The organism is Clostridium sp. CCUG 7971 (genome assembly GCF_017590215.1).
Taxonomy (GTDB): Bacteria; Bacillota; Clostridia; order Peptostreptococcales; family Peptostreptococcaceae; genus Faecalimicrobium.
On the sequence record NZ_JAFFPK010000067.1, the window covers coordinates 25,119 to 47,133 of the forward strand.

Here is a 22,015-nt window from a genome sequence, read left to right on the forward strand (position 1 = left end):
AGTAATAAAATGAAAGGTAGCACAATTTTATTAGTAGTAGTAATATTTATACTGTATATTCTTACTATGATAATTATGCAAAATAAAAGAAAAAATCAAATTCAGATAGAACAATCTAAAAGAGATGAATTTATAAAAAGCATAAAAGTTGGAGACTACGTACTTACTATGTCTGGAATATATGGATATATAAGAAAAATTAATAATAATAAAGTTTCTTTGGAAATATCCAAAAATGTAATAATAAATATTGATGTACAGTCAATAATGGCGACATTAGAAAATTAGTAATGCAGTAATATCTATAATATAAAAATAGATTTAAGAAGTGAACTCTAAAATTAGAGTTCACTTTTTTTGCATAAATAGGGACTTCCTTTAATAAAATTTATAAAGAAATAATTTGTACATATTTGGTATAAACAAAATGAATTTTAGGAGGAAGTTTCAATGATAATGATGGTACTTACTAAAAAGAAACTAAAGAAGATAATTACAGTAGCAATAATAGTTATAGTAGCCTTAGTAGGTATAATATTTATGGCAACTAAAGGAAACATTAAGCCTACATTTAAATTATTTAACAGTGCAGAGTTACCATATACTCAAGGTACAAAAAAAAATAGCGGATACGTTGCATTAACTTGTAATGTAGACCTAGGTTGGGAAACAGAGTATGTAGAGGGAATACTTAAAGCACTAGAAAAAGAAGATGTTAAAATATCTTTTAATGTAACTGGTAGATGGGCAGAAAAAAATCAAGACATGCTTTTAAAGATTAAAGAACAGGGGCATACAATAGGTAATCATGGACATAAACATCTAGATTATGCAAATTTATCCTATGAAGAAAATCTAGATCAAATAAAAACTTCTAAAAAAATAATAGAAGATATAATCAAGGAAGATACAAAATTCTTCCAAGCTCCATCTGGTTCTTTTGGAGACGCAACAATGAAGGCAGCAAAAGAAGTAGGTTATACATGCTTTAAATGGGATATAGATACAATAGACTGGCAAAATAGGAAAGAACCAGAAGTAATAGTAGAAAGGGTAAGAAAAAAAGATATGAAAGATGGGAGTATAATATTAATGCATCCTACATATGCAACAATGGAAGGTATAGATGATATTATAAAAATAGTAAGAGATAATGGTTTTAAACCGGGTAGCTTAAATGATATATTTTAAGTGATTTAACCTTATACGTTTATAAATTAGGGGAATAGTTGAATAAAAAATGCTTCTAACTTATAATTGAATACATGTATATTTAAAAAAGTTACGATTAAGATAAAATTAAGCTGATATAAAGACGATATAAATGGAGGTTGAGTATGTACAAAACGCATAAATTAGATAACGGACTTACTATAATAGGAGAGGAAATACCTTACCTTAAATCTATTTCTTTAGGGGTTTGGATAAATGCAGGATCTAGAATAGAAGATGAAAAAATAAGTGGAATATCTCACTTTATAGAACATATGCTATTTAAAGGGACAAAGCATAGAACATCAAAAGAAATCGCTAGTGAAATAGATAATTTAGGCGGACAAATAAACGCATTTACAAGTAAAGAGTGTACATGCTACTATGTTAAGCTATTAGATTCACATATAGATATTGGAATAGATATACTTAGTGATATGGTATTAAATCCATTGTTTGATGAAAAGGATATTGAAAAAGAAAGATCAGTAATAATTGAAGAACTAAAAATGTATGAAGACTCACCAGAGGACTTAGCATATGATTTATTAACAGAAAATATATATGTAAACAATCCTCTTGGAATGAATATAATAGGAACAACGAAGTCTTTAGATGAAATAAATCAAAAAGATTTATTAAATTACTTTAATAAATACTATGTACCTAATAATGCTGTAATATCTATATCTGGGAATTTTGACTTTGATGAAATGGTTAATAAAATAGAAGATAAATTTAACTTATGGAAACAAAAAGAAGTTAGTGTAGAGGTAGAAAAAGCAGAATTTAACCCTTGCTTTATAGCTAAAAATAAAGATACAGAACAAGTAAATATAGCGATAAGTCTAGAAGCTGTACCATCAGAAAATACAGAAGAAGTTTATGCATTGGCGGTTATAAATACTGTATTTGGCGGTAGTATAAGTTCTAGGTTATTCCAAAAAATTAGAGAGGAACAAGGCTTAGTTTACTCAATATACTCAACTCAAACTTTATATAAAAAGTGTGGAGAACTAGGTATATTTGCAAGCATGGGACTTGATAACTTAAAAGAAGTATATGAATCAATTATAGAAGAAATAAAAAATATGAGAGAAAATTATTTAACAGAAAAAGAAATTGAAGAAAGTAAAGAACAGCTTAAGGGAAGTTATATATTAGGTTTAGAAAGTACGAGTAGCAGAATGATGGCATTTGGAAAAGCTATGTTACTAAATAAAAATGTAAGAACTACTGATGATATATTAAAATGCATAGACAATGTCAACAGCGAGATGGTAAACAAAGTAATAGATAAAATATTTAATGTAGATAAACTAGGCGTATGTATCGTAGGTAGAGGTGTAGAGGATATTAAATTATAGTGATTTACTATTTAATAGATAAAAATTGGGGGGATAAACATGAATTTATCTGAAATAGCAGGTAAAGAAATAGTTAACCTAGTAACAGGGGAAAGACTAGGTGTAATTGGAGAATGTGACCTTATATTAGATGAGACTACGGGAGAAATACTTGCCCTTTTAGTACCAAGAGAAAGAGGATTTTTTGGAATTAAAAAAGATAAATCAACACTAGAAGTACCATGGAGAAATGTTAGAAAGATAGGAAACGACATGATAATAATAGAATATGATGGTGTTTACTAGGAGGCTTATATATGGGGATTTTAGTTCAGAAATTCGGAGGTACATCAGTTGAATCCTATGAAAAAATGAATGAGGTTTGCAAAATAGTAAAGTCGTACAAAGAAAAAGATAAAAATCTAGAATTAGTAGTAGTTGTATCAGCAATGGGAAGAAAAGGTGCACCTTATGCTACTGATACTCTTATAGGTTTGTGTAAAGAAATAGAGGTAGAACCACAAAAAAGAGAACTAGATATCTTAATGTCTTGTGGTGAGATAATATCTGGAACAATACTTGTTAATATGCTTAAATCACAAAATATAGATGCAGTTTTTTTAACTGGAGCTCAAGCAGGAATTATAACTAGTGATGATTTTTCAAATGCAAAAATACTAGATATAAATCCTACTAGAATAATAAATGAGCTTGAGAAGAAAAAAGTAGTTGTAATAGCAGGCTTTCAAGGTGCGACAGAGGATGGAGAAATAACTACACTTGGAAGAGGTGGTAGTGATACTTCAGCTGTTGCAATAGGAAAAGCTCTAGATTGTGATATAGTTGAAATATATACAGATGTAGATGGTATAATGACAGCAGACCCTAGAGTTGAGCCAGGGGCTAAAGTTTTAAAATGTATAGATTATGAAGAAGTATTTCAAATGGCAGATAAAGGTTCAAAAGTAATTCACCCAAGAGCAGTACAACTTGCCAAAAGTGGAAATATAACTTTGGCTATAAAAAATACGCTAAACCCAGCCTGTGAAGGAACTAAAATTTGTCTAGAATGTGACAATAAAAATTGTAAAAAATCTTATGAGAAAAATTTTAATTTTATGGCTACAGTAGCCAATAAAGATAAAATAGCTCAAGTAAAAATAAAAGCAAAAGAAGATGTGTTTATAAATATAATAAATGAACTAGGAAAAAATAATATAAGCATAGATATGATAAACTTTTTTATAGACGAAAAAATATTTATCATAGACGAAGAAAATATAAACAGCTTAGAAGAGACATTAAATAAATTTGAGGTAGAATATGAAATAAATAAAGGTTTATCAAAAGTAACCTTAATATGTTCAAACATGACAGGAATACCTGGTATAATGTCTAGGGTAGTAAGTTCACTTGCAAAATCTAAAATAGATTTACTTCAGACATCTGATTCAAATATGACAATATCTTGCTTAGTGAATAAACAAGATATGTCAAGCGCAGTTCATGCAATTCATAATGAATTTTACCTAAAATAGAATATAGATAATAAATACTCCTCTTAAAATATGCATATTATAAAAAGTAGTAACGTTCGTATAACGAATTTTTTATGATATTTTTGGAAATAATAATCCTAAAGCATATTTTGAGAGGAGTATTACATATGAACTACTATGAAGAGAACAACTTCAATAATAATATAAACATGCCAAATCTTGATGGGAGTAAAAATAAAGATAAAACTAAAAGCAAACAAGTAAAAAGTGAGGCTGAAAATAATCCAGTTCCAGAAAGTGAAGAAATACAGAATATAAAACAAATGGGAGTGCCTAATATGCCTCCACAGCCTACTAAAGATATACAATGTATAACTATAATAGGAGAAATAGAAGGTCACTTTATAGGTAATCCGCAAAAGAAAGCTACTAAATATGAACATATAATACCAATGCTTTATTCAATAGAAGAAAGCCCTGAGATAAAAGGGGTACTAATAGTATTAAATACAGTAGGCGGAGATGTTGAAGCAGGATTAGCTATGGCAGAACTTATAAATTCTACATCTAAAAAAGTAGTAACTTTAGTACTTGGAGGAAGTCACAGTATAGGAGTTCCACTTGCTACAGCTGGAGATTATTCTTTTATAGCACCAACAGCTACAATGATAGTACATCCAATTAGAACTAATGGATTAGTAATTGGTGTTAATGAAACTTTTGAATATTTCAAGAAAATGCAAGAGAGAATAGTTGATTTTATTACTAGAACATCAAATATAGAAAGAGAAACGCTTATAAAAATTATGCACTCAAAGGATGAACTTGTAAGCGATGTAGGTAGTGTTCTTATAGGAAAAGAAGCTGTTGAATGTGGTCTTATAGATGAAGTTGGAGGGTTAAAAGAAGCTTTATCTAAATTAAGAGAACTAATAAAAGAATCTAATGAAACAACAAATAGCAATAGTGACGAAAATAAATAAGATTTGTTCAAATAATGTATTATATGATATAATTAAAAAATATAGATTAAAGTGTTAGTGTTAAGGCATTAACACTTTTTGCTATGGTCTAGATAATTAAATTTTAAATATTATAATTAGTTAACTATAGAGATATTTTTTATTAGATATAGTTGATTATATGAAACTGTAAAAAAATAAGAGGTGAGATTGATGGCTAAGAAAAAAAAGAGCAAAAAGAAAGATAATAAACTAAGCTTTAATGCAGAATATCACAACCTAGTAACCATATTTGTAGGTATATTTTTATTATATAGTTTAAATTCAAGTTCAATGGGTTTGATAGGAAACATAATGCAATCATTATTTAAAGGTCTATTTGGGTCTCTTTCAATTGCTATACCATTTATAGTAATTGCAACAGGGATACTTGGATTCTTTGATGGAAATGAGTATATATACAGGCTTAAACATACTAAAGTATATTATGCAGGTATAGCGTTTATATTTGTATTTTATGGGCTTATGAATGCTAGAAACCTTCCAGTTGATAGTCCACTAAGTCCAGAAATGTTAAAACCGGTTATGCAAATGGGGGTAAATGGTGAAGGTTGTGGACTGATAGCAACTACAATAACTTACTATTTAAGTAAAATATTTGGTATAACAGGTAGTTGGTTAATAAGTGTATTTGCGCTTATAATAACTGTTATGTTTACATTTAATATATCTATAAAGGATGTAATGTCAAATGTAGCTAGTAAAAATAACAGTAACAAAGATTTAAGTTTTAAGGATCGAGTTTTAAATATGAAACAATCTGCAATAGACATGATAACTGATGAAGTTGATGAAAATACAGTTGTTAAAAAAGAAGGCAAGTTAAAGAATTTTATGTCTAAGAAAAAGGCAGAAAAAGTCGAAGAAGCAGTTATGGATTATAATGAAGACGTTAATGATAAAACTATAAAGATAGTAGGATTTAACAAAGCAGAAGATGAGTATTTAGAAATATTAGAAGGAACTCAAAGTATGTCTGAGCTAGAGGTACTAAAAGGACTTCAAGATATTAAAGAAGAACCTAAAGAAAAGCAAAAATCAAATAATTTAAACAATGATATACAAAAGACTCAACCAATAAATGTTAAATCAGAAGCAACATATGAAAATTATAAAATACCAAGTGTTGAGATTTTAAATAAAGTTGATAAAAAAACTGATGATAATGGTAGAAAGAAAGTGTTAAAAAATGCATCTTTACTTGAAAAGACATTATCTGACTTTGGAGTTGAAGCAAAAGTTAATCAAGTTACAGTTGGACCTACTATAACTAGATATGAAATACAGCCAAGCCCAGGAGTTAAAGTTAGTAAAATAGTAAATTTAACGGATGATATAGCTTTAAGCTTAGCGGCAAAAAGTATAAGAATAGAAGCTCCAATACCAGGTAAAAGTGCAATAGGTATAGAAGTTCCAAATGAAGAAGCACAAATGGTAGGGCTTAGAGATGTTATTGAAAGTGATGAATTTAAAAAGTTTGATTCTCCATTAGCTATGGCTTTAGGTAAAGATATAAGTGGAAAACCAATTATAGGTGATATAGGAAAAATGCCTCATTTACTTATAGCAGGGTCAACTGGTTCTGGAAAAAGTGTTTGTGTAAATACTTTAATAAATAGTATATTATACAAAGCTAAACCTGATGAAGTTAAGTTTTTACTTATAGACCCTAAGGTTGTTGAACTTGCAAGTTATAACGGAATACCACACTTATTAATACCAGTAGTTACAGATCCGAAAAAAGCAGCAAATGCACTTAATTGGGCAGTTGTTGAAATGAATAGAAGATATAAATTATTTGCAGACACTCAAGTAAAAGATATAACAAGTTACAATGAAAAGGCGGAAGAAAAACTTCCAAAGATTGTAATAATAATAGACGAGCTTGCTGACTTAATGATGGCAAGTGCAAATGATGTTGAAGATTATATTTGTAGATTGGCACAAATGGCAAGAGCTGCAGGTATGCATTTAATAGTTGCAACGCAAAGGCCTTCAGTTGATGTTATAACAGGTGTTATAAAAGCAAATATACCATCAAGAATTGCTTTTGCAGTCTCATCTCAGACAGACTCAAGAACTATACTTGATATGGGTGGAGCAGAAAAATTACTTGGTAAAGGTGATATGTTATTCTACCCATTAGGTGCAGCGAAACCCGTAAGACTTCAAGGGGCATTTATATCAGAAAATGAGTCGGAAAAAATTATAGACTACGTGAAGAGCCAAGTAAGGGAAGAAGTTAAATATGAAGATACTATAATGGAAACTATATCTAAAGCTAATATATCTAAATCAAGTGATGAAGATGAATTATTAAACCAAGCTATAGAGTTTGTAGTTGAAAGTGGTCAAGGATCAGCATCTATGCTACAAAGAAAATTTAAAATAGGATTTAATAGAGCAGCAAGACTTATAGACTCTATGGAAGAACGTGGAATTGTTGGTAAAAGCGAAGGAAGTAAACCTAGAAAGGTATTAATGAGCAAACAAGACTTACAAAATTTAGAAGGTGAATAAAATTGAAAACAATAAAGGTAGAGGATGCATTAGTACTTAAAAATGCAATATTTATAGATGTAAGAACTGAATCAGAACATAAAGAAGATAATATACTAAATGCATTTAATATGCCATTATTTAAAGATAATGAACACAATGAAGTAGGAACTATATATAAGATGCAAGGAAAGCATGAAGCTATCCAAAGAGGATTTGAGTATGTAACATATAAGTTAAAAGATATATATATGCAAGTAACATCATTTGCAGGAGAGTATGATAATATAGTTGTATATTGTGCTAGAGGTGGGATGAGAAGTGGGTCTATAGTTAATCTACTATCATCTCTAGGGATAAATGTCTACCAACTTGAAGGTGGATATAAAGCATACCGAAACTATGTATTAAACTATTTACAAAATATAATGGACACTAAAAACTTTGTAGTAGTACATGGTTTAACTGGAGCAGGAAAAACAGATTTACTAAAGATGTTAGAAGAAAAAAATATAGATAATATTGACTTAGAAGGGATAGCTAAAAATAGTGGGTCTACTTTTGGATTTATAACTTTTGACGAAAAACCACCATCTCAAAAGCATTTTGAGACTAAAATCTTTGAAAATTTATTTTTCTCAACTACTGACTATGTGTTTATAGAAAGTGAAAGTAAAAGAGTAGGACATGTATTAATACCTAATGAAATTTATGATGCAATAGTTAGAGATGGATATCATTTGCTTTTAGAATGTAGTTTAGAAAATAGGGTTAAAAGATTATGCAGAGATTATATATATGGTAAAGATAGTGAAAATGTAGAAGTACTAAAGACGTGTATATCTAAGTTTAGAAAAAGACTTGGTAATAATAAAGTAGATGAGTATATAAATTTATTAGATGAAGGTAAATATGAAGAACTTGTAGAAAAGTATTTAGTAGAATACTATGATCCTCTATATTTACATTCAGTTAAGAAGTATACTTACAATAAAGTTATAAATTTTGATAATATGGAAAAAGCTTTAGAAGAAGCAATGACATTTCATAAAGCAGCAACAAAAGGAGAGATACAATGTTAAAAATAGCACTAGAATCGCTAGGATGTTCTAAAAACCTGGTAGATGCAGAAATAATGATGGGAATACTTAATAAAAAAGGATATAAATTAGTAGGAGACTTTGAAGAAGCGGATATAATATTAGTTAACACTTGTGGATTTATAGAATCAGCAAAGCAAGAATCAATTGATACTATACTTGAACTTGCTAAGCTTAAAGAAACTGCAAATTTAAAAATTCTTATAGTAACAGGATGTTTAGCTCAAAGATACTCTGAAGAATTAAAGGCTGAAATTCCTGAGATAGACGCAATAGTTGGAACAGGAAGTTATCAAAATATAGACGAAATAATAGCGTCATTAAAAGAAGAAAAGCATATAGTAAGCTTAAATGACATAGAATTTGCATATAATGAAGAGTTACCAAGATATATATCAACTCCGGCTCACATGGCTTATTTAAAGATAGGTGAAGGTTGTGACAATAAGTGTACTTACTGTATAATACCTAAATTAAGGGGTAAATATAGAAGTAGAAAGATGGAAGATATAATAACTGAAGCAAAAGGATTAGCAGCTAGAGGAGTTAAAGAAGTTGTAGTTATAGCACAAGATACAACAAAGTATGGTTGTGACTTATATGGCAAAGAGATGTTACCAGAGCTTTTAGAAGAACTTGCACAAATCGAAGGTCTAAAGTGGATAAGAATAATGTATTCATATCCAGAATCTATAACTGAAGAATTAGTTAAAGTTATTAAAAAGTACGATAATATATGTAATTATTTTGATATGCCAATACAACACGCAAGTAATAGAATACTAAAACTAATGAATAGACATACAACTAAAGAAGATATATTATCAAAAATAGAAATGATAAGAAAGTATATACCAGATGCTACTTTAAGAACTACAATAATAGTAGGGTTCCCAGGTGAAACTGAAGAAGACTTTGAAGAATTAGTAGAGTTTGCAAAAATAGCTAAATTTGATAGATTAGGTGCATTTGCATATTCAAGAGAAGAAGATACACCAGCAGATAAACTACCTAATCACTTGGATGAAGAAGTTAAGATCGAAAGAAGAGATGCTTTAATGTTAGTTCAACAAGGTATATCACAAGAACTTAATGCAGCTAAAGTTTCAAATGTATATGAAGTATTAGTTGAAGAACAAATAGAAGATAAGGTTTATATAGGAAGAACTCAAGGAGATGCAGAAGAAATAGACAGTATAGTATATGTAAAATCTGAAAATAAGCTTGAGGTTGGAGAATTTGTAACTGTAAAAATAAATAATGCGCTAGAATATGATTTAATGGGAGATGTTATTAATGAACTTGCCTAATAAATTAACTTTATTTAGGATATTTTTAATACCAGTATTCATACTGGTAATGTTATTTGACATACCGAACAAATTTTTGATAGCATGTTTAGTTTTCATAATTGCAGCTATAACAGATGCAATGGATGGAAATATTGCTAGAAAACATAATTTAGTAACTGACTTTGGAAAATTTATGGACCCATTAGCAGATAAACTTTTAGTTATATCAGCACTTATTTGTATGATAGAAGTAGACTTAGTTCCTGGATGGATGGTTATAATAATCGTAGCTAGAGAACTTACTGTAAGTATATTAAGAGCAATTGCAGCAGCTGATGGAAAGGTTATAGCGGCAAGTGGTGGTGGAAAACTAAAAACAATAAGCCAAATGGTAGCAATACCGTTATTATTATTAGGGGCTAATTTTGATAATTCACTTTTAATAATAATAGGTGATATAACTATACTTATTGCTACATTACTTACGTTATATTCAGGATGGGAATATTTATACAAAAATAAACATTTATTTATGGATAGTAAATAATAATATAAGCTGTAAAAGATAATTTTAATTACCTTTTACAGCTTTTTAAATATAAATATAAATTTTGTATAAAAATATAAATAAAGGTTTATAAATAAAATGGGTGTGGTAAAATTTTACTGAAAACTTATTTAGAATTCATCGTCAAAAATATTTTAAAAATAGATAAATAAAGAACAATTTAAACTATTTTAAGAATTGACTATATAAGATTTATAAGATATAATCAATATATAGTTTAGAGAACAAATGTTTGATTTATATAGATGAAAGGATGGTATTAAAATGAGTATAGAACAAGATAAATTAAAAGCGCTTAATCAAGCGTTAGGACAAATAGAAAAGGAATTCGGTAAGGGTTCAGTAATGAAGTTAGGAGAAGCTACTTCAATGGCAATAGACGTTATACCTACAGGGTCTATAGGTCTTGATATAGCAGTTGGTATAGGAGGACTTCCAAAGGGAAGAATAATAGAAGTATACGGACCAGAATCTTCAGGTAAGACAACAGTTGCACTTCATACTGTAGCAGAAGCACAAAAACAAGGTGGAATAGCAGCATTTATAGATGCAGAACATGCGCTAGATCCAGTTTATGCAAAAGCTTTAGGTGTAGATATAGACAATTTAATAATATCTCAACCAGACACAGGGGAACAAGCGTTAGAAATAGCAGAAGCATTAATAAGAAGTGGTGCAATAGATATAATAGTAGTTGACTCGGTTGCAGCATTAGTTCCAAGAGCGGAAATAGAAGGAGATATGGGAGATAGTCATGTTGGTCTTCAAGCAAGACTTATGTCTCAAGCACTTAGAAAATTAACAGGTTCTATAAAAAAATCTAACTGCGTGGCATTATTTATAAATCAGTTAAGAGAAAAAGTTGGTATAATGTTTGGTAACCCAGAAACTACAACTGGTGGACGTGCTCTTAAGTTCTACTCTTCAGTAAGACTTGATGTTAGAAGAATAGATTCTATAAAGCAAGGAGACAGAGTAATAGGGAATAGAACAAGAGTTAAGGTTGTTAAAAATAAAGTAGCTCCACCATTTAAGCAAGCAGAGTTTGATATAATGTATGGAGAAGGTATATCTAAAGTTGGAGATTTACTTGATATAGCTGCTGGAGTAGATATAGTTAAAAAATCAGGAGCATGGTATGCTTATGAGGAAATTAAACTTGGACAAGGTAGAGAAAATGTTAAAAAATTCTTAATTGATAATCCAGATTTAATAGAAGAAATAGATGTAAAAGTAAGAAAACATTATAAATTAGATGAAACTAGAGAAAATGCACAAGAAGAAGAAGATACATTAGAATAATAAAAAAATATACACACCTCCTATTAACTTGACATGAGTTAGAAAAAATTATAAAATTAAAGAAGGATAAATTATCTAATTTTGATTTTATAGCAAACTATTTTTAGAAAAATTAAAGTAAGAGTAATTTGCTTAGATTACAAGACAGATTATGTGTATTTAGGGTACTTTACATATATATAGTTTTACTTGTGATTATAAAAATGATTTTGAAAGTTTTAGAGATGACATTTTGGGATTATTAACAAAGGAGGTGGATGTCATAATGCAGTTCGTAATGATTTTAATAGGTGCAGCCGTTGGTATTATAGTAGGATATTTTGTAAGAAAAAATATTTCCGAATCAAAAATAGGTCAAGCTGAAAACCTAGCTAAAGAAATATTAGAAAAGGCAGCTAGAGATTCAGAGACAGTACAAAAAGAAAAGCTACTAGAAGCAAAAGAAGAGATCCATAAGTGGAGAAGCGAAGCTGAAAGAGAAAACAAAGAGAGAAGAATTGATTTACAAAAGTATGAAAAAAGAGTAATTCAAAAAGAAGAAGTATTAGATAAAAAGTTACAAAACTTAGAATCTAAAGAAACTAGTTTAAATGATAAACTAAAAAATGTAGAGAAAAAAACAGAGGAAGTTGAGGTTATAAAGACTCAACAATTAGAAAAGCTAGAGAATATATCAGGGATAACTTCAGATAAAGCAAAGGATATTATATTAACTAATGCTGAAAGAGAAGTAAGACGTGAAATGTCTATAATGATAAAAGAGATAGAAGCTCAAGCTAAAGAAGATGCTGAAAAGAAATCAAGGGAAATAATAGGGTATGCCATCCAAAAATGTGCAGCAGACCATGTTGCAGAAACTACTGTTACAGTAGTAAACTTACCTAATGATGAGATGAAGGGTAGAATCATAGGTAGAGAAGGTAGAAATATAAGAACTTTAGAAACATTAACAGGGATAGATCTTATAATTGATGATACACCAGAAGCTGTAATTTTATCAGGATTCGATCCTATAAGAAGAGAAGTTGCAAGAGTTGCTCTTGAAAAATTAATAGCTGATGGAAGAATACATCCTGCTAGAATAGAAGAGATGGTTGAAAAAGCTAGAAAAGAAGTAGATAACATAATAAAAGAATATGGGGAACAAGCTACTTTTGAAACTGGTGTACATGCAATACATCCTGAATTAGTAAGATTATTAGGTAGACTTAATTATAGAACAAGTTATGGACAAAATGTTCTTAAGCATTCTATAGAAGTAGCTCACATAGCTGGGATAATGGCAGCAGAGATAGGGGCAGATGTTAAATTAGCTAAAAGAGCAGGTTTACTTCATGATATAGGAAAAGCAGTAGATCACGAAATGGAAGGTACACATGTAGAAATAGGTATGGACTTATTAAAGAGATATAAAGAATCTAAAGACGTAATACATGCTATGAGTACTCACCATGGTGACTATGAACCACAAACAATAGAAGCAGTTTTAGTTACTGCAGCAGATGCTATATCAGCAGCTAGACCAGGTGCTAGACGTGAAACTTTAGAAGCGTACATTAAGAGATTAGAAAAATTAGAAGAAATAGCTAATTCTTATGAAGGCGTAGAAAAATCGTTTGCTATACAAGCAGGTAGAGAAGTTAGAATAATGGTTAAACCTGAAAATGTAAGCGATGAGGATATCCACTTATTAGCTAGAGAAATGACTAAAAAAATCGAGGATGAACTTGAATATCCTGGACAAATTAAAGTAAGTATAATAAGAGAAACTAGAGCAATTGAATATGCTAAATAGATAAAAGAGAGGTAATTTACCTCTCTTTTTTAGTTTAAATTTATAAAATTAATATATAAATATTTATAATAAATCAGAATATATAATTAAAATTTGAAATCTAATAATATATATATTAAGTATTAGAAACGAGCTTAAAAACTAATATATAGCCTATTATCATATAAATATATTAATACAAAAATTTAATGTATAAAAATTTAAATATATAAAAATAATATTTATAAAAGTTATTTAAAATAAAAATATAAAAAGTATATGATACATAACTAAATTGGTAATAATAAATACAAACGAAAAGAAAGGATGTATTTTATGTTAAATAAATTAGCTAAAAATCAATATGTAAAAATAACAAATTGTGATAAAAATGAAGATATAGAATATGGAGTAGTACTTACTGAAAAAGATGATAAGTATGATATAATGAGTGTTGGATTTGAAAATAAAAATGGATCATTTATAGATTATCCTACAGATGTAGAGAATTTAGTACAAACTTATACTACAAAAGATGCTACATTTTATGAAGTAAAAGAAAATGATGTAAGAAGAAAAATGAATTTATGGATGGAAAAGAATTATAAAATGTAATTTATAGGGGGGTATAATATACTCTCCTTATTTTGTATAAAAACTTATTATATGTATTTAAAATCAAAATTTAATATAAATATGTAAAATTTTACATTTAAAAATAACCGATATAGCAAAGTATAAGTTAAAATGGTATAATTATTATAAAATAAGGGGGAATGTAAGGTGAATCAGTACATAAATATTAACTCTCAACTAGATGCTTTAAAGATAAAAGAAATAGAAAAAAGCTTTTATGAAAAGATGAATCAAGATATTAATATTGTGCCAAAAGTTACTCCTTTTAAAGGAATAAATACAGATATGTTGTATATAAAAGATAATAAGATTTTATTTATAAAATTTATGGATACAACAGAGGATTTATTTTTCATATTAGAAGAAGAGCTAATTGAAGTAATGAATGAAGAAAATGATTTACTAAAACTTAAAATGGCACAAAATAATAAAAATATATTCTATAATTATATTTTTATTATGCCATATGTAGAATTAGATGACGATTATAAAGATAATGAATTTGTTAATAATCATATAATAGATAAGACTAAACTTCAAAATATTATAGACAATAAAGACCTTATAAATGGTTACTTAAAAGAAAGTAATAATGAGATAGATTTAAATTTATTTATATTAGAAATATGTCCAGAATACTATGTTATAAACGATAAGGCTAATTTAAATAAACAGTTTAAAAAAATCTCATTTTATAATGATGATTATAAATATAGTGCTGATATGATAAAAGGTAGCCAAATGAGAGATGTAATATCTATAAAGTATGGTAATACATTATTTACAGGTGGTTCTGGGACAGGTAAGAGTACTATTATGATATCTAGAGCTATGAAATTAGCTAGAGTATATCCGCATCATAAATTTTTAATATTAACGGATTCAAAACAAGCATGTAATGAATTAAGAGAAAAAGTACAACTATTATATAAGGGGAATAATAACTTAGAAATATACACATTTAGTTCTTTTATTTTTAAATTAGCTAAAAAGTATAATTTAATTGTAGATTATAATATGCTGAAAAAAGATTTTGAAAAAACTTTCAATAATTTATTAAAACAAGCCAAAAATATTATAAAAAATAAACACATGTTTAAAGGAATATTTATAGATGAGGCGGAAAGTTTTTCAAAATCAAATATAGAGTTTATTAGAGAATTTTTATATAAGAGTAAGTTTATATTTAATATGTTTTCATGTGACTCAATAAATATATCTACTAATTTAAATATATTTAAAGGTGTATATGATGAGATAGAATTTGAAGAGAAAATATTCTTAGATAAAAACTATAGACAGTCTATGGAACTTGTTGAGTTTGGCAATAATTACGCTAAAAATTCTAATGAATATATTAAAAATTTAAGAAGTAATATAAATCATAATGAATTTTATGAAACTAAAGCAATTAGAAGTGGAAATAAAGCTGTAGATATTATAAAAGTTAGTGATTTAGATGAACAAATTAGCTCTGTTTTATGGGAAATTGAATATTTAGTAAGTAAAAAAGGACTAGATTATTCTGAAATAGGAATTATATATCCATATAATAAGAAAAAACTTAAAAATGGCAAAACTATATACTTCCAATATATGCTTAAAAAGGCCCTAGAAGAAGCTGAAATACCATATATATATGCAGAAGAGAATTTAACTAATATAAGCAAAAAACCTGGCGTTACAATGTCTAATATTTATACAATTAGAAACTTAGAATATAAGGCAATAATAATTTGTCAGTTAGAAATGCTATATAATCATACAATAAATGATAAAGAACAAGATTATCAAATAAATGACTTCGTAGGAGATTTAAATAAAGTATATTTAGCTATAAATAGAGCTTGTGATTACTTAAGTATAATCACTACTTTTAATGAAAACTCTAGCGATATAATAAAGCTTCTTATAGAGTCAAAATAAAAAAGAAGCACATTTGTGCTTCTTTTACTTTATAATACTAAAATATCCAGAAATAGCTAAGTACTATTATCCCTAGAACTATTCTATAGTAACCAAATACTTTAAAGTCATGTTTTTTAATATAATCCATTAATAATTTAATAACAAATACTGAAACAATAAATGCTACTATAGAGCCAGTTGCTAGTACAATCCATTCAAATCCAGTAAATGCAAAACCTGCTTTATAAAGTTTTAAAGCACTAGCACCAAGCATAGTTGGTATAGCTAAGAAGAATGAGAATTCTGCAGCTACATATCTAGATGCTCCTAAAAGTGTAGCACCTATTATAGTAGAACCAGATCTAGATGTACCAGGTATTAAAGCTAAGCATTGGAATAATCCAATACCAATAGCTAACTTATATGTAAGTTGTGAAAAATCATTAACTTTAGGTTTTTTATTTCTGTTTTCAAGAACTATCATTATTATACCGTAAACTATAAGTGCTATAGCTACAGTAGTTGAATTAAAGAATAACTCATCTATTTTATCTTCATATAATACACCGATTAAACAAGACGGTATAACTGCGATTATAACTTTAATCCATAAATCTATAGTTTCACGTTGTTGAATTCTGCTCTTTGAGCTATCAAATGGATTTAGCTTTTTAAAGAATATTGTAAGAACAGCAAGGATTGAACCAAACTGAATTACTACTAAAAAAGTACTTATAAATTCAGGACGCATATTTAGTTTTATAAACTCATCAACTAGTATCATATGTCCAGTACTACTTACAGGTAACCATTCAGTAATTCCTTGAACTACACCTAAGATAATAGCTTTAAAAATATCAAGCATATTAATTACCTCCAATTTAAAATCTAAGTAACGTAAAATACGTTAACTATAAAAGTATATCAATATTATAAAATATATTCAATACATAAGATAAAATATTAAATAAATTATAAAGAATAAGAAAGGAGACATTATGTATACTACAAAGGGATTAGATGATTATGAATATGAAGTTTTTAAAAGTTTTTCAAGGAAGCTAAGCCCAACAACAAAGCATGACTACTTATCTAAAATAACATTATTTAAAGAATTTCTGAAAAATAAAGACTTAGTTTATGTAACAAAACATGATTGTAAAAAATTTATAGACTATATTCAAGAAAGATATGCAAAATCAACATGTGAAAAAATTTATAGTTATTTACATAGTTTCTATAATTTTTTAATGAAAGAAGAATATATAGAAATAAATCCTTTTAGACATGTTGAAAAACCAGCAGTAACAAGAATAAAAACTAAAGATGATGTACTTAGCATACAAGAAATAAATAAGCTTATAGACGTATTACATAAACTAAATATTAGAGATAGGGTAATAATAGTATTCTTAATAACTACGGGATGCTTACTAAATGAGCTTGTAAACTTAAAATGGAAAGATATAATGGTTGATGAGAAAGATAACTATTATACTAAATTAGGAAAAGGTAGAAAAGAAAGAATAGTTAAACTTCATCCATATTGCTTTAAATTAATAGAAGATTATAGAAATTACTCAGGATTAGAGGAAATTATAACTCCAAGTGAAGATTTTGTATTTACTACACAAAAGAGTAATTCTATAACAGATAGAAATGTAAGATTAATAGTAAGTAAGGCATTAAGTTTAGCAGGACTGTCTCAGTATTCAGCAAAAGATTTTAGACATTCATTTGCAGCTATAGCATTAAGATTAGGTGCAGAGGAAGAAGATATAAAAAATCAATTGGGATGGAGCGATAAATACTATGCAATAAGGTATAAATATGTTTTAAATTTTGTTGATAGTGAAAGTGTAGATTACTTAGCGAATAAGGAAAATCTCAAGATAAATGAAAAGTAAAGATGAACATAAACAAAAAAAAACTTGTTATAGTTCGGTATATTTTGTATAATTAGGTTATAAAAAGACTCAAGGAAGGTGCAAATTATGATAGATAACAAATATAACACATATACAAATCCTTTAACAGATAGATATTGTAGTAAAGACATGAGCTACATATTCTCGCCACAATTTAAATTCTCTACTTGGAGAAAATTATGGGTTGCACTTGCAGAAGGTGAAAAAGAACTAGGAATAAATATAACTGATGAGCAAATAGCTGAGTTAAAAGCTAATATAGAAAATATAAATTTTGATGAAGCTAGAAAAATAGAAAAAGAAGTTAGACATGATGTTATGAGTCATGTAAAAGCATATGGTATGCAATGTGAAAATGCTAAAGGTATAATACATTTAGGTGCTACTTCAGCATATGTTGGAGATAACACAGATGTTATACAAATGAATGAAGCATTAAAACTTATAAGAGTTAAGCTTGTAAACCTAATAAATAACTTAAAAGAATTTGCTCTAAAATATAAAGATATGCCAACGCTTGGATTTACTCACTTCCAAGCTGCTCAACTTACAACAGTTGGTAAAAGAGCAACTTTATGGGCTCAAGATTTAATAATAGATTTAGAAGATTTAAATTATAGAATAGATAATATGAAACTAAGAGGTGTTAAGGGTACTACTGGTACTCAAGCAAGTTTTGTTAGCTTATTTGAAGGCGATACAGGTAAAATAAAAGAACTTGATAGATTAGTTTGTGAAAAAATGGGATACAAGTCTTCATATGCTGTAAGTGGGCAAACTTATACAAGAAAATTAGACTATCAAGTAATAAGCGTATTATCAGGTATAGCTCAAAGTATGCACAAAATGACTAACGATATAAGACTTTTACAAAGTTTAAAAGAATTAGAAGAGCCTTTTGAAAAAAATCAAATAGGTTCATCTGCAATGGCTTACAAAAGAAATCCAATGAGAAGTGAAAGAATAGCGTCACTTTCTAAGTATATAATATCAGAATCTTTAAGTCCTGCATTAGTACAAGCTACTCAATGGTTAGAAAGAAGCTTAGACGATTCAGCAAACAAAAGATTAGCTATACCTCAAGCATTTATGGCAGCAGATGCTATAATTGAAATAGGAATGAATGTAACTGATGGATTAGTAGTTTATGAAAGCATGATAAATAAACATATAAATGAGGAACTTCCATTTATGGCAACAGAAACTATTTTAATGGAAGCTGTAAAAAGAGGTGGAGACAGACAAGAGCTTCATGAAATAATAAGAGAATATTCTATGAAGGCAGCTTATAGAGTTAAGCATGAAGGTTTAGATAATAATTTAATGGAGCTTATAATGAATGATGATTCATTTAAAATGAGCAAAGAAGAAATGTTATCTATAATGGATCCTAAAAACTTTGTGGGAATAGCTCCAGAGCAAGTTGTAGAATTTGTAAATGAGACATTAGAACCTGCAATAGAGCCTTATAAAGAAGATATAGGATTAAAAATAGATTTACACGTATAAAATTTTATATAAAGAGTTAAAAAATAAGCTCATATTGATAAGGTAAATTATATCCTAATCTATATGAGTTTATTTTTTTAGAAAATATGGAATCTAATAGTTAAAAATCAATCATAAGTCTATCGACTTAAAAATATAAAAATATGTATAAAACCGAGTAACATTAAAAATATAAAATGTTATATATATGAATTGAAATGGTACTTCTTGCAAAAAGTAATATTATATCATGCTAAGGAGGAACCATAATGGCAGGAAATACTAACACATCCAAAAAATTAACTCTGATATCATTAATACTGATGATATTTACATCAGTATTTGGATTTGCAAATATGCCGAGAGCATTTTATTTAATGGGATATGCAGCAATACCATGGTATGTAATTAGCGCAATATTATTCTTTATACCATATGCTTTTATGATGGCAGAGTATGGAGCTGCATATAAAAAAGAAACTGGAGGTATATACTCTTGGATGGAAAAGTCTGTAGGTGCTAAATATGCATTTATAGGAACATTCATGTGGTATGCATCTTATATAATTTGGATGGTAAATGTATCATCAACTATATGGGTACCATTATCAAATGCAATATTTGGAAAAGATAGAACAGGTGAATTAGCATTTGTAGGATTAAATGCTACTCAAATTTTAGGAATGCTAGGATGTTTATGGATATTATTAGTAACTTTTGTAGCTACTAAAGGAATAGAAAAAATAAAAAAAGTAACATCTATTGGTGGTACAGCAGTAGCATTATTAAACGTAGTATTACTTCTTGGAGGATTTTTAGTATTACTTTTAAATGGATTTGAGTTTGCACAACCAATAAAAGATATAGCTAGAGACTTTACAGTATCTCCAAATCCAGCATATCAAACACCAATAACAATGCTATCATTCTCAACATTTGCAATATTTGCTTTTGGAGGATTAGAAGTCCTAGGAGGATTAGTAGACCAAACTGAAAATGCTGAAACTACTTTCCCTAAAGGTCTTACAATATCAGCTATAGTAATAGCAGTAGGTTATGCACTTGGTATTTTTGCTTGTGGTATGTTTACTAACTGGTCAGCTATATTAGACTCTCCAAATGTTAATATGGCAAATGTTGCCTATGTGCTTATGAGAAACTTAGGATTTGAATTAGGAAGAGCATTTGGAATGGCTGATACATCTGCAATAACACTTGGAATGTGGATAGCTAGATTTGTAGGTTTTTCAATGTTCTTAGCATTAACAGGAGCGTTCTTCACATTAACATATTCACCGCTTAAAACATTAATTGAGGGATCTCCAAAAGAAATTTGGCCAGGTAGATTTAGTGAAATAAGAGATGGAATGCCTATAAATGCTATGAAAGTACAAGCTATCATAGCAATAGCAATAATATTAATAGTTTCATTTGGTGGTTCAAATGGTAAAGCATTCTTTAATTTATTAGCTCTTATGACTAATGTTGCAATGACAGTGCCATATATATTTTTATCAGGAGCTTTCCCAAGATTTAAGAAAAAGCAATTAGAAGGAAAAGTTGAAAAACCATTTGTAGTTTTTAAAACTTATGGATCAGCTATATTTGTATCTGTAATAGTTACTATTGTAGTTGGATTTGCTAATGTATTTAGTGTAGTAGAACCAGCTCTAGGAGGTAGAACTTTAGATACTATATTCATGATAGCAGGTCCTGTTGCATTCTCAATAGTTGCGTTAATATTATACTTTATGTATGAAAGTAGATATTTAAATAGAAAATAGTGTAGTAAGTTAAAGCATATTATTTAGTTTTAATTAAAACTAAAATAACATGCTTTATTTTTATTTTAGCTAAAAAATTAGTAATAAATTGAGATTATTTTATTTTAAAAAGGTATTGTATTAATAAATATTTTAATGTAAACTATAATGGAATATCTGAAAAGATAATAAATTATAATATCTGGAGGGGTAAAATGAATTATATAATATCAGATACAATAAGCTTTTTATCTAAAACATTTCCAAAAATATATTCAAGCCTTTATCTAGAGTATCTAAAACAATATGCAAGTACGTATAATGTAAATAAAACTCAGTTAAGAGCTTTACTATTTATAAAAAATAATGGATCTATAAGTATGACTGATCTATGTTCAAAGTTAAACATAGAAAAAGGAAGTTTAACTAGCATGGTAGATGATTTAGCGCAAAAAGGATTTGTAATTAGAGAAAGAGATTTATCAGATAGAAGAAAATACTTAATTAATACTACAGAACAAGGAAATGAGATTGCTCTAGACTTTATGGAAAAGTTAAGCATTAAGTTAGAAGAAAAGTTTTCTAAATTTAGTGAGGATGATAGAAATAGATATATAAATGCTATAAATACCTTACAAGATATTTTAACTAAAAATGGAATTAAATAAAAAAGCAACC

The 22,015-nt window shown here is 28.1% G+C and carries 19 protein-coding genes; 18 read left to right on the top strand and 1 reads right to left on the bottom strand.

Annotated elements, in window-relative coordinates:
* Positions 1-9 precede the first annotated feature (9 nt).
* The 14 genes from yajC to JWF52_RS09765 all read left to right on the top strand — a co-directional run bounded on the left by yajC (position 10) and on the right by JWF52_RS09765 (position 16,176).
* Positions 10-288, top strand: coding sequence for a preprotein translocase subunit YajC (yajC, locus tag JWF52_RS09700; protein WP_208333375.1), 279 nt, complete (start codon positions 10-12; stop codon positions 286-288).
* A gap of 162 nt (positions 289-450) precedes the next feature.
* The gene (locus JWF52_RS09705) at positions 451-1,191 is read left to right on the top strand and encodes a polysaccharide deacetylase family protein (RefSeq protein WP_208333376.1); all 741 of its coding nucleotides are present in this window, start codon (positions 451-453) and stop codon (positions 1,189-1,191) included.
* A 146-nt stretch (positions 1,192-1,337) separates the two neighbouring features.
* Positions 1,338-2,579 (top strand): M16 family metallopeptidase, encoded by a 1,242-nt coding sequence (locus JWF52_RS09710; protein ID WP_208333377.1) that lies wholly within the window; start codon positions 1,338-1,340, stop codon positions 2,577-2,579.
* A 39-nt stretch (positions 2,580-2,618) separates the two neighbouring features.
* A complete protein-coding gene (locus tag JWF52_RS09715) occupies positions 2,619-2,864 on the top strand; it encodes a YlmC/YmxH family sporulation protein (protein ID WP_208333378.1) in 246 nt (81 codons plus the stop codon).
* A gap of 11 nt (positions 2,865-2,875) precedes the next feature.
* Positions 2,876-4,096 (top strand): aspartate kinase, encoded by a 1,221-nt coding sequence (gene dapG / locus JWF52_RS09720; protein WP_208333379.1) that lies wholly within the window; start codon positions 2,876-2,878, stop codon positions 4,094-4,096.
* Between the two features lie 170 nt (positions 4,097-4,266).
* Complete coding sequence (locus JWF52_RS09725; RefSeq protein WP_208333393.1) at positions 4,267-5,040, top strand: ATP-dependent Clp protease proteolytic subunit; 774 nt, start codon at positions 4,267-4,269, stop codon at positions 5,038-5,040.
* 192 nt (positions 5,041-5,232) lie between these two features.
* Positions 5,233-7,599 carry an FtsK/SpoIIIE family DNA translocase gene (locus JWF52_RS09730; protein WP_208333380.1) on the top strand — a complete coding sequence of 789 codons (2,367 nt, stop codon included), beginning with the start codon at positions 5,233-5,235 and terminating at the stop codon, positions 7,597-7,599.
* 2 nt (positions 7,600-7,601) lie between these two features.
* Positions 7,602-8,660, top strand: coding sequence for a tRNA 2-selenouridine(34) synthase MnmH (gene mnmH, locus JWF52_RS09735; RefSeq protein WP_208333381.1), 1,059 nt, complete (start codon positions 7,602-7,604; stop codon positions 8,658-8,660).
* Positions 8,654-9,988: a 30S ribosomal protein S12 methylthiotransferase RimO gene (gene rimO, locus JWF52_RS09740; RefSeq protein ID WP_208333382.1), complete on the top strand. Its 1,335-nt coding sequence runs from the start codon at positions 8,654-8,656 to the stop codon at positions 9,986-9,988. The genes mnmH and rimO overlap by 7 nt, the downstream gene beginning before the upstream one ends.
* Positions 9,975-10,517, top strand: a complete 543-nt coding sequence (pgsA, locus tag JWF52_RS09745; protein ID WP_208333383.1) for a CDP-diacylglycerol--glycerol-3-phosphate 3-phosphatidyltransferase — start codon at positions 9,975-9,977, stop codon at positions 10,515-10,517. Before rimO ends, pgsA begins: the two co-directional genes overlap by 14 nt.
* 285 nt (positions 10,518-10,802) lie before the next feature.
* The gene (gene recA, locus JWF52_RS09750; RefSeq protein ID WP_208333384.1) at positions 10,803-11,840 is read left to right on the top strand and encodes a recombinase RecA; all 1,038 of its coding nucleotides are present in this window, start codon (positions 10,803-10,805) and stop codon (positions 11,838-11,840) included.
* Positions 11,841-12,105: 265 nt separating this feature from the next.
* Positions 12,106-13,635: a ribonuclease Y gene (gene rny, locus JWF52_RS09755; protein WP_353654911.1), complete on the top strand. Its 1,530-nt coding sequence runs from the start codon at positions 12,106-12,108 to the stop codon at positions 13,633-13,635.
* Between the two features lie 315 nt (positions 13,636-13,950).
* A complete protein-coding gene (locus JWF52_RS09760) occupies positions 13,951-14,229 on the top strand; it encodes a hypothetical protein (protein ID WP_208333385.1) in 279 nt (92 codons plus the stop codon).
* Positions 14,230-14,397: 168 nt separating this feature from the next.
* Positions 14,398-16,176 carry a UvrD-helicase domain-containing protein gene (locus JWF52_RS09765; RefSeq protein WP_208333386.1) on the top strand — a complete coding sequence of 593 codons (1,779 nt, stop codon included), beginning with the start codon at positions 14,398-14,400 and terminating at the stop codon, positions 16,174-16,176.
* Positions 16,177-16,213: 37 nt separating this feature from the next.
* Here the strand turns inward: JWF52_RS09765 and JWF52_RS09770 are convergent, their stop codons facing one another.
* Positions 16,214-17,029: an undecaprenyl-diphosphate phosphatase gene (locus JWF52_RS09770; RefSeq protein WP_353654912.1), complete on the bottom strand. Its 816-nt coding sequence runs from the start codon at positions 17,027-17,029 to the stop codon at positions 16,214-16,216.
* Positions 17,030-17,156: 127 nt separating this feature from the next.
* Between JWF52_RS09770 and JWF52_RS09775 the strand changes: the two genes are divergently transcribed.
* The 4 genes from JWF52_RS09775 (at position 17,157) to JWF52_RS09790 (ending at position 22,005) form a co-directional block, all read left to right on the top strand.
* Positions 17,157-18,065, top strand: coding sequence for a tyrosine-type recombinase/integrase (locus tag JWF52_RS09775; protein ID WP_208333388.1), 909 nt, complete (start codon positions 17,157-17,159; stop codon positions 18,063-18,065).
* Positions 18,066-18,152: 87 nt separating this feature from the next.
* Positions 18,153-19,595 carry an adenylosuccinate lyase gene (purB, locus tag JWF52_RS09780; protein WP_208333389.1) on the top strand — a complete coding sequence of 481 codons (1,443 nt, stop codon included), beginning with the start codon at positions 18,153-18,155 and terminating at the stop codon, positions 19,593-19,595.
* Between the two features lie 248 nt (positions 19,596-19,843).
* Positions 19,844-21,358 (top strand): glutamate/gamma-aminobutyrate family transporter YjeM, encoded by a 1,515-nt coding sequence (yjeM, locus tag JWF52_RS09785; protein WP_208333390.1) that lies wholly within the window; start codon positions 19,844-19,846, stop codon positions 21,356-21,358.
* A gap of 194 nt (positions 21,359-21,552) precedes the next feature.
* Entirely contained in the window at positions 21,553-22,005 is a 453-nt protein-coding gene (locus JWF52_RS09790; RefSeq protein ID WP_208333391.1) for a MarR family winged helix-turn-helix transcriptional regulator, read from the top strand.
* The last annotated feature ends 10 nt before the right edge of the window (positions 22,006-22,015 follow it).